We start from the raw sequence: 12392 nt of genomic DNA on the forward strand, positions 1-12392 counted from the left end.
ACTCGGGCGCGCCGGCCTACCCGGCCGGGAGGCGGTGGACGACGGTCCGCCCGGCCCGGCCCCGGTACGGGGCGAGCAGTTCGTCCACCCGGTCGCGGGCCTCGGGGGCGGTCTTGTCGAGGCTCTGGGCGTAGGCCTCCGCGCCGTGGCACTGCGGGACGTCGTACGAGGGGTCCGCCCACGTGATCTCCAGCAGGCCCGGGTGCGGGGGGAGGGCCGGGAGGGGGCTGTGGCCTCCCAGACGGGGCGTCAGGTCGTGTTCCTCGGCGAGGGCCACTACGCGGGTGCGGGGGTCGTGCGGGCACCGGGGCCCGCCCGGGGAGCCGACGGCCACGACGTGCGTGAACCACAGGCGGGTGCCCGCCTCCGGGGCGCGGGCCAGGTGCCCGGCCGTCACGCCGCCGTGGCCGTGCCCGACGAGCGCGACCGGCATCCCTTCGGGCACCGTGCGCAGCAGGGCCTCGCGGACGGCCCGGGTGTACGGGGAGTCGCCGCGGTTCAGCCCGGCGACGGCCCCGACCAGCTCCTGCGGGGAGGCCGTGCGCGGCAGGACGAACCCCGGGCCGGGCAGCAGCACCAGGCAGCGGGCGACGCCGTCCGGGCCGGTGACGTGCCGGGTGAGCATCCTGCCGTGGCCGAGGGCCGCCAGGTTGCGCAGGTGGGCGGTGATGCCGCCGTCGTCGTCCAGGCCGTCGAGGAACGCCGGGTCCGGCGGCTCGGCGACGGCCTTCTCCCGGCTCCGGAGGAGGCCGGGCCGGGCCTCGGCGCGGGGGCCGGGCACGGAACCGGCCCCGGCCCCGGCCGCGGTGCCCGTGACGGTGTGCCAGGCCGCCGCGTCGTTGAACGGGTTGCCGTCCGTCAGCGCGCTCCAGGCGCTCACGTCGCCGAGCGCGGGGGCGAGCGCGGCCAGGGTGTGCCCGGCGCCCCGGACGCGCACGCGCTCCCCGAGGATGCGCAGGGCCAGCTCGGGCAGCCCGGCCTCGACGGCGACGAGCAGCCGCCGCACCGGGCTCTGCGCGGCGTACTCCGCGTGCCGCGTCGCGCACAGCCGGATCCGCAGCCGCAGCGCGGTGGCCGCCAGGTCGGCGGCGAGGCTCCTGCGGACGGCGACCGCTCCGGCCAGCCGGGCGATCCGGCCGGCCCGCCCCCCGTCGGGGGCGTAGCCGAGCCCCGCGGCGTCGGTGAGGCCGTGGGCCAGGGCCTGCGCCGCCCGCAGCCCGCGGCGGGGCGAGCGGCCGAGCGAGGCGAGCAGTGCGGGGTCGGTGGCGACGGCCGTGACCGCGAGCCCGGCCGCGCGGACGGCTCCCGCGGCCTCGCCCAGCTCGCGGGCCACGGCGGCGAGCCGGGCGGCCGCCGCATCCTCCGGGCCGGTCCCCGTGTCCCGGGAACCCGGCGTGCCCTCGGCCGTCATGCGCCCTCCTCCGGCGTACGGGCGGCGCGGATCCCGATCCGCAGCCGCGAGGTGTCGAAGGTGTACGGAAGCGGGTGGCCGGGGCCGAGCCGGACCCCGGCGACGGCCAGTTCGCCGCCGCGCAGCAGCTCGGCGACGAACGCCGTGGCCAGCTGCAGGCCGAGCTCCATGCCGCTGCACTGGGCCTCGCCCCGGCTGAACGGGCTGACCGCCCAGTCGCGCTCGGCGGTGCCGTCCAGCCACTTCTCGGGCGCGAACCGGTGCGCGTACCCGATCCGCTCGCCGTCGCGGGCGTGGAACGCGGCGGGCACGAGGACGTTGACCCCGCCCGGCGCGACCGAGTCCCGCCAGCGCGTCTCGCCGGTGGTCCGGCGGGCGAGGCCGGCCACCGGCGGCCACAGCCGGGCCGCCTCCTGCACGCAGGCGCGCAGGTAGGGCATGCCGAGGAAGCCGGGGACCGTGCGCGGCCCGTGGGTGCGGTCCGCCGCCCGGATCTCCTCCATCGCGCGCTCGTGGTGGCGCGGGTGCGTGGCGAGCAGGGCGAGCGTCTGCGTGGTGACGGCGCTCAGCGCACCGAGCGCCATGAACCAGTGGCTGACCTGGCACTCCGGGGCGGTCTCGGGGCCGCGGGGAGCAGCCGCGAACAGCCCCGCCAGGCTGCGCGGATCGGCCTCGTACAGATAGCGGGCCTGACGCTGCATCATCTTGCGGCGGAGCCGGCGGGTGCGGCGGGCCCGCCAGCGGCGCGCCCCCATCCAGTTGGCCTCGGCGAGCAGCCCGGCCAGGAGCCGGGAGAACTCCTCGTCGTCGGCTGCCGCCTCGCCCAGGAAGCAGCGCCGCCCCACGCGCTCGAAGCCCTCGCGCAGCGTCTCCGGGCGCAGCCCGGCCACCGCCTCGGGGCCCAGCAGGGCCGCGGCCTCCTCGCCGGCGACGCGCAGGAAGCGGTCGGCGAGGCGGTGCACCGGGCAGCCGGCGTCCAGGACCGCGTCGTTGAACATCCGGCGCACCACGCGCTGCCGGCCGTGCGAGGCCACCAGCGTCTCGGGCTGGACGGCCGCGAAGCCGCTCACCTTCTCCCAGGTGTCGACCGCGTACACCCCCACCGGTCCGGAGAGGACCTGCCGGGCGTCGTCGGCGTCCAGCACGAGGAGCGTGGGGCCGGCGGCGCCGCGCACCATGACCGGGCCGCGGCCGTACCGGCGGCGCAGGCGGCGCATGGTCTCCAGGCCGCGCCGGGACGTGTCCGCCCGGGCGAGGAGGGCGGCGATCCGGGGCCGGGAGCGGAAGACGCCCTTGAGGTAGTTGGGGAGGAAGTAGGCGAGGGTGAGCCGGAGGTTCTCACCCGCGGACGCGGTGGGCAGTGCCGTCCCCCGGCCCGTGCCGACCCCGGGCGCGCTGTAGCTGTAGAGGTGACTCATCCCTGGGCCTTCCCCCGGTTGCGCGGCCCCTCGGGCAGCGCCTCGATCGTCATGCGTCGGACCTCATGAGGTTGGAGTGATCAGTGGGAGGGGGAGCATTGCCACTTCCCGTCCGGCGGAGTCATCAGGTACGAAGATCACCCGAGTTTTCATCCCCCGGAGTGAATCGGGCGGTTGTCGTTGCCGCCCGGTGTTTGCAGCCGGGTGTTTGCGGCCCGGCGTTCGCCGCCCGGGACGCGCTCCGGCCCCGCCGCCCGGTGTGCGGGCGGCGGGGCCGGAGGCGGAAGACCGTCACAAGGCGACGGCGTGAACGGCGAGAACGGCGAAATTCAGCCTTTTCCAGACCGTGCGGCGGTCAGCGCCGTGACCTCGCCATCCCCATGCGTGCCAGGGCGAGGGCCACCAGGCAGGCCACCGCTCCGGCGACGACGTTGCTGACGACGGCGTGGGTGATGAACGCGTGCCCGGAGACGACCCAGGGGGAAATGATCGTCCAGGCACCGAGGCACAGGGCGGCCCAGCTCATCGCGTGCGTGCGCTCGTAGGCGGAGCCGAAACCACCCACCAGGCATGCGAAGGCTGCACCCACGATCACATTGTGGATGGCAAGAGTGAATGCGCCACTGAAGCCCACAATCCATGGCGAAGCGGCCAGATAGACACCGCAGAGAAGGGCGAGCGCCTCGACGGCCTGGGCGACGGGCGTGCTCGTCGCCGCTTCGGAGTGGGCGCGGAGCGCCAGGATGTCCGGGTGCTGTTCTATCCGGGGCGACGTAGGAGCGGTCACGTCAGCCACCTTCTTTCAGTGTCAGGTCGGACCTGCCTGCATTTTAACCTGATTGGAGGGATTTTCACCTGAATGGGGGTCGTCATATCTGGCGATTTCCCCTGTGTTGGGGGCCGGTTTCGGCCCGTCACCCTGAGGGAACCCGGCCAGTCGGTTTCCGGGGGTTCGGCGATGCGAGGAGGCGGCCGTGGAGCAGCTCAAGGGACAGGGCGAGCGGATGCAGCACCGGGGCGAGACCCGGGAGGAGACCGCGCGGGCCCGCCGCCCGGTCCCGGGCGAGACGCCGGAACGCACCGGCGAGGACCCCGACGCGGAGTCGCACATCATCCGCGGCCTGGACTGAACGCGGGGGCCGCAGGCCCGGGGTGCACGCCCCGGGCGGCGGCCGGCAGCGGGGCACCGGCACCGGCCGGGCCCCGGGGCCGCGGCCGTCGCGGCGGCGTCAGCCCCGCACGGGCACGAACCGCACCGGCGTGCCGGGCACGGCCTGCGCCACGGCGGCCAGTTCCGCCTCGGGCACCACGCCGACGACGGGATAGCCGCCGGTCGTCGGGTGGTCGGCGAGGAAGACGACGGGGCGGCCGTCCGGAGGCACTTGGACCGCGCCCAGCACCATCCCCTCGCTCGGGAGCTCGCCCTCCGCGGCGCGCTCCAGGGCCGGCCCTTCCGTACGCAGTCCGATCCGGTTGCTCGCGGCCGCCACCCGGAAGTCGCCCCCGGCCAGGGTGCGCAGCGCGGCGGGCGTGAACCAGTCGTCGCGCGGCCCCAGTACGACCGGCAGCACCAGGGCGCCGACCGGCGGGCCCGGCCACGGGACGGCGTCGGCCCCCGCGGACGGCCCGCAGGGCGCGCCGAGCGGAAGCTGCGCTCCCGCGGCCAGTGGTTCCGGCCCGAGCCCCGACAGCAGGTCGCGGGAGCGGCTGCCGAGGACGGGCGGCACGGCGAGGCCGCCCGCGAACGCCACGTAGCTGCGCAGCCCCCAGGAGGCCCGGCCCACGTCGAGCACCGCGCCCGCCGGGACCCGTACCGCGGCACCCCACGCCACCGGGCGGCCGTCCACCCGCACCGGGCAGGGGGCGCCGGTCACCGCGACGGTCACGGCCGCCGTGGTGCGCACGGCGCAGCCGTCGACGGTGGTCTCCAGCGCGGCGTGGCCGGCCGGGTTGCCGACGAGACGGTTGGCGAGCGCGTGCGCGGGCCGGTCCAGGGCGCCGGAGCGGCCGACGCCCAGATGCGCGTGGCCGGGCCGGCCGAGGTCCTGCACGGTCGTCAGGGCGCCGGGCCGGACGACGGTCAGGGCGGGCGCGTCGTCGGCAGGGCGGTTGTCCGTTGCGGACATGCGGCCGTCCGTTGCGGACACGCGGCCGTCCGTTCCGGGCGTTCGGCTGTCCGTTCCGGTCCCGGTCATGTGCTCACCTCGAACCGTACGCGGGTGCCGGGGGCCAGCAGCGCCGCCGGTTCCCGCGCGGCGTCCCACAGGACCGCGTCCGTACGGCCGATGAGCTGCCATCCGCCGGGGGAGGAGCGGGGGTAGACGCCGGTGTACGGGCCCGCCAGGCCGACCGCGCCGGCGGGCACGGAGGTGCGGGGCGTGGCCCGGCGCGGCACGTGCAGGCGCTCCGGCAGGCCGGTCAGATAGCCGAAGCCGGGGGCGAAGCCGCAGAACGCGACGCGGAATTCGAGACCGGAGTGAAGGCGGGCGACTTCGCCCTCGGCGACCCCCCACAGGGCGGCGACCTCCGCGAGGTCGGCCCCGTCGTAGCGGACCGGCAGGACGACGGGCTCGCTGCCGGCGGCCGCGAGCGGCGGCACGTCCCAGTGCACGATGTCGGCGGCGAGGGCCTGCGGGTCGGCCAGGCCGTCGAGGAGGACGGTCCGCGCGGCCGGCACGATCTCGGTCACGGGCGGCAGGGTCCCGTCGGCACGGCGCCGCAGCAGCTCGGCGTGCAGCGCCTGCGCCTCCTCGGTGCCCGCCACCTCGACGAGCAGGGCGTGCGGGCCGACGCGCAGGGGGCGGCAGGGCGCCGGGGCGTCCGCGCGGTGCGCGGTCATGCGAAGGCCTCGAGACGGACGCCCGCGTCCTCCAGCGCGGCGCGGACCCGGCGGGCGAGGTCCGCGGCGCCCGGGGTGTCGCCGTGGAGGCACAGGGAGCGGGCCCGGATCGTGACCTCCTCGCCCGTCAGGGACGTGACGGCCGCCTCCCGGGCCATCCGCACGGAGCGGGCGACGACGGCGTCCGGGTCGAGGACGACCGCACCGGGGGTCCGGCGCGGCACCAGAGTGCCGGCGGCCGTGTAGGCGCGGTCGGCGAACGCCTCGGTGACCACCGGCAGTCCGGCCCCGGCGGCGGCCTCGTGCAGCCGGGAGCCGGGCAGGCCCAGCACGGGCAGGGCCCCGCCCGCGCGCAGCACCCCGGCGACGACGGCCGCGGCCTGCTCGGCGTCGGCGACCGTGCGGTTGTAGAGCGCTCCGTGCGGCTTGACGTAGGCGACGTCCGAGCCGGCCGCGCGTGCGAAGGCGCGCAGGGCGCCGATCTGATAGGTGATCTCGTCGGCGAGCTCGTCCGGGGGCACGTCCATGGCGCGGCGCCCGAAACCGGCCAGGTCGCGGTAGGAGACCTGCGCGCCGATGCGCACGTCCCGCTCGGCGGCCCGCTCGCAGACCCGGCGCATGGTGGAGGGGTCGCCGGCATGGAAGCCGCAGGCGACGTTCGCGCTCGTCACCACGGACAGCAGGGCGTCGTCGTCGGTCAGGTGCCAGCGCCCGAAGCCCTCCCCGAGGTCGGCGTTGAGGTCGAGCACGGCGATGCCGTGGGCGTTCATGCGTTCTCCCCTTCCCGCTCCCGCAGAGCGCCCAGGATGAGCTCCCGGGCGTCGTCCAGATAGGTGGTCAGCTCGCTCTCCGCGCGCCCGTACTCGCCGTCCTCCAGGAGCGTCGCCAGGGCGCGGTTGCGCGCCAGGAAGGGCTCGTGGAAGCGGTGCGCCGAGGGCATCGCGTGGAAGGCCAGGCGCAGTTCGGCCATCAGCCGGTCCATCGCGGCGTCGATGCGCGGGCTGCCGGACAGGGCGGCCAGCGCGCGGTGGAAGCGCAGGTCGGCCGAGCCGACCTCCTGCCAGTCGCCCCCGGCGGCGGCGCGCTCGGCCTCGTCCACCGCCGCGGTCACGGCCTCGCGCAGCGGCCGCCCGGCCCCCGCGGCGGCCCGGACGCCGGCGCACTCCAGGGCGGCGCGCACGCGGTAGACGTCGGTGACGTCGGCGGGGTCGACGACGCGGACGAAGACGCCGCGGTTGAGCCGGTGCACGACCAGGCTCTCGTGGATGAGCAGGCGGAACGCCTCGCGCAGCGTGTTGCGCGAGACCCCGAGGTCCCGGCCGAGGGCCTCTTCCGAGAGCCGGGTGCCGGGCGGCAGACCGCCGCCCTCGATGCGGTCGCGGAGCACGTCGGCCACGCGCTGCGCAGTGGACAGGGCCATCGTCATCCCCAATACCTATTGAGAATTGTTGAACAATATCTTAGCCTCCTCGCCAATCCCCTCACCTGATCCAGTGAGGTCCGTCCGGGATCCCGGAAGGCGGAGCGCATGATCGTTCTCCTGGGCGTCCTCGTGGTCGTGCTCGGCTTCGCCACGAGACGCAACCCCCTGCTGGTCGTCGGGGCCGCCGGCATCGTCACCGGCCTCCTCGGCGGCCTCTCGCCCCAGCGCGTCCTGGCCGCCTTCGGCACCGGGTTCGCCTCCAGCCGCTCGGTGACGATCTTCGTGATCACGCTGCCCGTCATCGGCCTGCTCGAACACCACGGCCTCCAGGAACAGGCCCGCCGCCTGATCACCCGCTTCGCCGGGCTCACCGCGGGCCGCTTCCTCGCCCTCTACCTCCTGCTGCGCCAGATCGCGGCCGCCGTGGGCCTGAACAACGTCTTCGGGCACGCCCAGACCGTGCGGCCGCTCGCCGCGCCCATGGCCGAGGGCGCCGCCGAGCGCCGTCACGGGCCGCTGGGCGAGAAGGCCCGCGAGAAGGTGCGCTCGTTCGCCGCGAGCGCGGACAACGTCGGGCTCTTCTTCGGCGAGGACGTCTTCCTGGCCGTCGGCTCGATCCTGCTGATCACCGGCTTCGTCAACACCACGTACCACACGCACCTCGAACCGCTGCAGCTCGCGCTGTGGGCCGTTCCCACGGCCCTGTGCGCCCTCGCCATCCACGGCTGGCGGCTGCTGCGGCTCGACCGCCAACTGCTCGCGGGGGCCACGGGGCCCGGCCGGAACGCCGAGCCCGGGGAGAACGTCAAGTGATCAAGGCCGAGTGGTTCTACTGGCTGGTCGGCGGCATCTTCCTGGTGATGGCCGCGCAGATGCTCACCGACCGCACCAACCCCAAGCGCTTCGGCACCGCCGCCTTCTGGGGCCTGCTCGGCCTCGGGTTCGTCTACGGCACCTGGGTCGCCGACAAGTCGGCCCCCGCCGAACCCCTGGGTGCGGCCGTCCTCGTCATGGTCTGCCTCGCGGGCTTCGGCTTCACCGGCCGCGGCAAAGGGGCCGCGGCGGCGCCCGGGCAGCGCGAGGCGCGGGCCGAGCGGTGGGGCAACCGCCTCTTCGTCCCCGCGCTCACCATCCCCGTCGTCGCCCTGGTCTGCGCGGTGGGCGTCAAGAAGCTCTCCGCGAACGGCGAACCCGTCCTGCAGAAGGGCAGCGAGACCATCCTCGGACTCGGTATCGGTGCCGTCGTCGCCCTCGTGGTGGGCATGGTGATGCTGCGCGAGAAGCGGCTCTCGACGCCCGTGCACGCCGGGCGGTCCATGCTGGAGTCGATGGGCTGGGCCATGCTGCTGCCCCAGCTCCTGGCCACCCTCGGCACCATCTTCTCCGTCGCCGGCGTCGGCGACCAGGTCCGCAGGATGACCACCGCGGTGCTGCCCGACGGCTCCCTCTTCCTGGCCGTCGTCGTCTACTGCGTCGGGATGTTCCTGTTCACCGTCGTCATGGGCAACGGCTTCGCCGCCTTCCCCGTCATGACCGCGGCCGTCGGCTGGCCGGTCCTCGTCGTCCAGGAACACGGCAACGGCCCGGCCGTCCTCGCCATCGGCATGCTCGCCGGCTTCTGCGGCACGCTCGTGACGCCCATGGCCGCCAACTTCAACATCGTCCCCGCGGCCCTGCTCGAACTGAAGGACCAGTACGGGCCCATCAAGGCGCAACTTCCCACGGCCGTCGCCCTGCTCGGCTGCAATATCGCCATCATGTACCTCTTCGCCGTCTGACGGCCCCGGGAAGGGAACGACCACCATGACCCGCGTCCTGCTCACCGGTTTCGAACCCTTCGACGGAGAGGCCCTCAACCCGTCCTGGGAAGCCGTACGCGCGGCCGCGGCGCACCCGCCGGAGGGACTGGTCCTCTCCACCGCCCGGCTGCCCTGCGCCTTCGGCGCCTCCCTCGACGCCCTGCGGGAGGCCGTCGAGCGCACCGCCCCCGACGTCGTGCTGTGCGTGGGGCAGGCGGGCGGCCGCCCCGACGTCACCGTCGAGCGCATCGCCGTCAACATCGACGACGCCCGCATCCCCGACAACGCCGGCGCGCAGCCCGTCGACGAGCCCGTCGTCCCCGGCGGCCCCGCCGCCTACTTCTCCACCCTGCCCGTCAAGGCGTGCGTCGCCGCCGTACGGGAGGCCGGCCTGCCCGCCTCGGTCTCCCAGACCGCGGGCACCTTCGTCTGCAACCACGTCTTCTACGGCCTGATGCACCTCGCCGCCACCGAACGCCCCGGGCTGCGGGGCGGCTTCGTCCACGTCCCCTACACCCCCGGGCAGGTCACCGACCGGGCCCTGCCCTCCCTGCCCGTCCCCGCCGCCGCGGAGGCACTCTGTGTGATCGCCGTCACCGCCGCCGGGCGGACCACGGACATCCGTGCGGAAGGCGGAGCCACACACTAGGGACGTGGCGGACATTCCGCCCGTGCCGTTTCGTCCGTTGTCCGTGCGACCGCCTACTCTGTGCGACGTGACTTCTCCAGCCCCGGCGGCCGCTCCGCCCCAGCTCAACGGGCCGTCGCGGCCGGCACCGGGCCCGGCCGCCGACGAGGGCCTGGCCCGCCGCCTGCGCGCGCTCGCCTGCACCGCGCCGCTGCACGACCTGGACGCGCGCAAGGCCAACCTCGCGGGCGAGTACGGCGTCTACGCCATGGCGGAGGTGGCGCTCGCCGCCATCGACCTGGTCACGCTCAACATGGACTTCGACACCGGCGCCGACCACGAGCAGATAGTGGCCCGCCTGCAGCCGCGCGTCGCCGCACAGGCCCCCGGGCGCCCGCAGGCCGAGCACGAGCGGGTGGCCCGCTGGGTGCTGGAGAACCTCATCAACGTCGGCAGCGTCGACCGCGGCTTCCGCGCCGTCTACGGCACCTTCGGCGCCGACGGCGTCTACGTCCGGCGCGATTACGACTTCAAGCTCGTCGAGGAGGTGCCCGGGCCCGGCGGCACCGTCTTCCTGCGCACCACCGACGAGGCCGTCAACGTCCTCGTCGGCGCCCTCGACACCGACGTCACCAGCGCCCAGATCGCCGCCGAGGTGAAGCTGGAGGTCCTCATCAGCCGGGGCCGCCTCGCCGACGCCCAGCTCGCCGCCGAGCAGGCCCGCTACCGGACCGTGCAGTACGCCGAGACCCTCCGCAAGACCCTCGACGCCACCCGGCGCAACGTCCGCGCCGTCGACTGGCTGCGCGCCGTGCCCGACATGATCGCCGAAGCGCTCGACCACGTCGCCGACCGCTACCGCCACGAGAACGCGATCCTCACCAACATCCGCAAGGCGCGCGACGAGGCCGAGGAGCCCGAGAACAAGCGGCGCGCCGCCGAGCTCGTCGACATCGTCAAGGACTGCATCCGCCGCCACACCCAGCTGCAGTCCCGCCTGCTGGAGGCCGGGCCGCTGTTCCGCGCCGAGCAGGACCGGCAGGCGTTCGCCACCTCCGCCGGCCGGGCCGGCCTCGACCTCTACGGGCAGCTCCTCGCCCCCGTGCTGCCGCTGCCGCTGGAGCAGGCCGGGCGCGTCACCGACGCCTTCTTCGCCCGCGGCACGGGCCTGCGCACGCCCGTCTCCGTCCGCGTCGGCGACCTCGTCGACATGCTGCTCACCCCGCCCGCCGAGCGGGAGCACCTCGGGGCGGAGATGCCCGAGCCGGACCTCATCGCCACGCCGGACGACAGCCGCTTCAGCGAGGAGCAGCTGGCGAGCGCCATGGAGCTGCTCGCCCTGCCGCCCGACGCCCCGCGCCGCCTCTCCGGCCTCCTCGCCGAGGCCCGCCGCCGCGACCCCGAACTGCCCTACCTCGTCGCCCTCCTCGCCGTCCACGCCGCGAGCCCCGCGGTCGGCACGGCCTACCGCCAGGGCGAGCAGTCCCTGCTCTTCGCCGTCGACGACGGCACGGTCCTCGACGACCCCGAATTCGGCGGCGCCGACCTCATCGTCGGCACGGCCCTCCTGGACGCGGCCGGAATGGCGGCGGACCGCGCGGAGGCGTCATGACGGGGCGCCTGCGGCGTACGGCCCGGGGCCGCGCCCGGCTCGGCATGGCGGCTTGCCCGCGGGCGACGCCGACGGCGTGCGGCCGTCCCGGCACCGCCGGGCTGCACCGTACGTCTCCTCGCCGTTGCGGCGGGAAAGAAGGCATCGGCAGCCGCACCGGCACGGAGAGCCGCCTCGCGGCCGCAACGGCCGACGACGCGTTCCCGGGAAGCCGGGCTCGCCCTTCCGCCGCGACGGCGACCGGCCGCGACGGCGCATCCCGGCGTCGCCGAACCCACCGCATGACCTCTTCCGCAGGAGAAGCACACCGTGACTGAGTACGACGCCGAGGCCCCGGCCGACGAGCCCGGCACGGGCGAACCCGAGAGCGGTGAGGCGCCCGCCACCGGCGGCACCGGCACCGTGACCCCGGCGGACGCCGCGGACGCCGCGCGCCTCGTCGCGTTCGGCCTGCAGCCCAAACTCGTGCCCGCGCGGGACGCGGAGTACGCGGAGCTGCTCCGCCGCCACCGCGACGACCCCGCGTTCGCGCGCCTCGCGGACGCCGTCGCGGCCGGTCTCGGCCTGATCGTCCTGGAGGTGTCCACGCGCGCCGGCATGGCGGTGACCGCCGCCGAGGACTCCGTCTTCGCCGTCCGCATGGGCGACTACGCCCGCCGCGCCACCGTCGACTCCGGCGACCGCTTCCTGCACGGCCTCGCCCACCTCGCGGTCGCCGCCCTGGCCTTCCCCCGCCCGGAGGACCTGGCCGACGACGGCTACATCGGCCGGCTCACGGTCAACGGCGTGGACGCGTTCGTCCGGCAGGCGTGCCGCCGCCTGGAGGAGCGCGCCGCCGAACAGGGCGAGAACACCGACCCGACGACGGACGCCCCCGGCCTGGAGGCCGCCTGGCGGGTCTACGCGCGCCGCAGCGCGACCGGCGCCACCAAGGACGCCCGCCGCCTCGCCGGCTCCACCACGGGCATCATCGCCAAGGCCGTCGCCTTCCTCGTCGACTCCGGCTTCCTGCAGCGCACCGGCGACGACGCCGGCGGCGCCTACCGCACCACGGCCCGCTACCAGCTCCAGGTCCGCGACATGGCCGGCACCGCCGCCATGGCCGAGCTGCTGGAGCTCGGCATCGTGCCCGTGGGCGACGGCAGCGCGACCCTCCTCCCGCCGGACGGCGCCGACGCCCTCGACCTGGTCGCCGACGCCGGCCTGCCCTTCTTCGAGAACCAGCACAGCCCCTCCGCCTGACCACCGTCCCGCCACACACG

General features: G+C 75.6%; 13 protein-coding genes. 6 read left to right on the forward strand and 7 right to left on the reverse strand.

The features are described 5' to 3' along the window. Positions 1–16: 16 nt before the first annotated feature. From ACFPP6_RS29035 to ACFPP6_RS29045, 3 genes are all read right to left on the reverse strand, one after another. The gene (locus ACFPP6_RS29035; protein WP_382048480.1) at positions 17–1411 is read right to left on the reverse strand and encodes a hypothetical protein; all 1395 of its coding nucleotides are present in this window, start codon (positions 1409–1411) and stop codon (positions 17–19) included. Next, positions 1408–2829, reverse strand: coding sequence for a cytochrome P450 (locus tag ACFPP6_RS29040; RefSeq protein WP_382048483.1), 1422 nt, complete (start codon positions 2827–2829; stop codon positions 1408–1410). The genes ACFPP6_RS29035 and ACFPP6_RS29040 overlap by 4 nt, the downstream gene beginning before the upstream one ends. Positions 2830–3184: 355 nt before the next feature. Continuing rightward, the gene (locus tag ACFPP6_RS29045; protein ID WP_382048486.1) at positions 3185–3616 is read right to left on the reverse strand and encodes an SPW repeat protein; all 432 of its coding nucleotides are present in this window, start codon (positions 3614–3616) and stop codon (positions 3185–3187) included. A 187-nt stretch (positions 3617–3803) separates the two neighbouring features. On the opposite strand from ACFPP6_RS29045, the gene ACFPP6_RS29050 reads away from it, so the two are divergent. Next, positions 3804–3959, forward strand: a complete 156-nt coding sequence (locus tag ACFPP6_RS29050) for a hypothetical protein (RefSeq protein ID WP_160330291.1) — start codon at positions 3804–3806, stop codon at positions 3957–3959. A 99-nt stretch (positions 3960–4058) separates the two neighbouring features. Here ACFPP6_RS29050 and ACFPP6_RS29055 read toward each other — a convergent pair whose 3' ends face one another. From ACFPP6_RS29055 to ACFPP6_RS29070, 4 genes are all read right to left on the reverse strand, one after another. Beyond that, positions 4059–4955: a 5-oxoprolinase subunit C family protein gene (locus tag ACFPP6_RS29055; protein WP_382048490.1), complete on the reverse strand. Its 897-nt coding sequence runs from the start codon at positions 4953–4955 to the stop codon at positions 4059–4061. Positions 4956–5020: 65 nt separating this feature from the next. After that, positions 5021–5668, reverse strand: coding sequence for a 5-oxoprolinase subunit B family protein (locus ACFPP6_RS29060; RefSeq protein WP_382048493.1), 648 nt, complete (start codon positions 5666–5668; stop codon positions 5021–5023). After that, entirely contained in the window at positions 5665–6438 is a 774-nt protein-coding gene (locus tag ACFPP6_RS29065) for a LamB/YcsF family protein (RefSeq protein ID WP_382048495.1), read from the reverse strand. Before ACFPP6_RS29065 ends, ACFPP6_RS29060 begins: the two co-directional genes overlap by 4 nt. After that, the gene (locus tag ACFPP6_RS29070) at positions 6435–7094 is read right to left on the reverse strand and encodes a GntR family transcriptional regulator (protein ID WP_382048498.1); all 660 of its coding nucleotides are present in this window, start codon (positions 7092–7094) and stop codon (positions 6435–6437) included. Before ACFPP6_RS29070 ends, ACFPP6_RS29065 begins: the two co-directional genes overlap by 4 nt. A 102-nt stretch (positions 7095–7196) precedes the next feature. Here ACFPP6_RS29070 and ACFPP6_RS29075 point away from each other — a divergent pair, with 102 nt between their 5' ends. The 5 genes from ACFPP6_RS29075 to ACFPP6_RS29095 all read left to right on the forward strand — a co-directional run bounded on the left by ACFPP6_RS29075 (position 7197) and on the right by ACFPP6_RS29095 (position 12372). Next, complete coding sequence (locus ACFPP6_RS29075; RefSeq protein WP_382048501.1) at positions 7197–7904, forward strand: DUF969 domain-containing protein; 708 nt, start codon at positions 7197–7199, stop codon at positions 7902–7904. Further along, positions 7901–8869: a DUF979 domain-containing protein gene (locus ACFPP6_RS29080; protein ID WP_382048504.1), complete on the forward strand. Its 969-nt coding sequence runs from the start codon at positions 7901–7903 to the stop codon at positions 8867–8869. Before ACFPP6_RS29075 ends, ACFPP6_RS29080 begins: the two co-directional genes overlap by 4 nt. Before the next feature lie 25 nt (positions 8870–8894). Then, on the forward strand, positions 8895–9539 hold the full coding sequence (pcp, locus tag ACFPP6_RS29085; RefSeq protein ID WP_382048506.1) for a pyroglutamyl-peptidase I: 645 nt from the start codon (positions 8895–8897) through the stop codon (positions 9537–9539). Between the two features lie 67 nt (positions 9540–9606). After that, on the forward strand, positions 9607–11130 hold the full coding sequence (locus tag ACFPP6_RS29090) for a hypothetical protein (protein ID WP_382048509.1): 1524 nt from the start codon (positions 9607–9609) through the stop codon (positions 11128–11130). Positions 11131–11532: 402 nt separating this feature from the next. Next, on the forward strand, positions 11533–12372 hold the full coding sequence (locus tag ACFPP6_RS29095; RefSeq protein ID WP_382048576.1) for a hypothetical protein: 840 nt from the start codon (positions 11533–11535) through the stop codon (positions 12370–12372). Positions 12373–12392 lie beyond the last annotated feature (20 nt).

This window comes from Streptomyces aureoversilis (assembly GCF_042657885.1).
In the GTDB taxonomy this organism is placed as follows: domain Bacteria; phylum Actinomycetota; class Actinomycetes; order Streptomycetales; family Streptomycetaceae; genus Streptomyces; species Streptomyces aureoversilis.

Excerpts from the sequence above, each read along its gene's own strand:
- ACFPP6_RS29065 (WP_382048495.1), bottom strand. The coding sequence starts at position 6,438 with ATGAACGCCCACGGCATCGCCGTGCTCGACCTCAACGCCGACCTCGGG.
- ACFPP6_RS29070 (WP_382048498.1), bottom strand. The coding sequence starts at position 7,094 with ATGACGATGGCCCTGTCCACTGCGCAGCGCGTGGCCGACGTGCTCCGC.
- ACFPP6_RS29060 (WP_382048493.1), bottom strand. The coding sequence starts at position 5,668 with ATGACCGCGCACCGCGCGGACGCCCCGGCGCCCTGCCGCCCCCTGCGC.
- ACFPP6_RS29040 (WP_382048483.1), bottom strand. The coding sequence starts at position 2,829 with ATGAGTCACCTCTACAGCTACAGCGCGCCCGGGGTCGGCACGGGCCGG.
- ACFPP6_RS29035 (WP_382048480.1), bottom strand. The coding sequence starts at position 1,411 with ATGACGGCCGAGGGCACGCCGGGTTCCCGGGACACGGGGACCGGCCCG.
- ACFPP6_RS29055 (WP_382048490.1), bottom strand. The coding sequence starts at position 4,955 with ATGTCCGCAACGGACAACCGCCCTGCCGACGACGCGCCCGCCCTGACC.
- pcp (WP_382048506.1), top strand. The coding sequence starts at position 8,895 with ATGACCCGCGTCCTGCTCACCGGTTTCGAACCCTTCGACGGAGAGGCC.
- ACFPP6_RS29075 (WP_382048501.1), top strand. The coding sequence starts at position 7,197 with ATGATCGTTCTCCTGGGCGTCCTCGTGGTCGTGCTCGGCTTCGCCACG.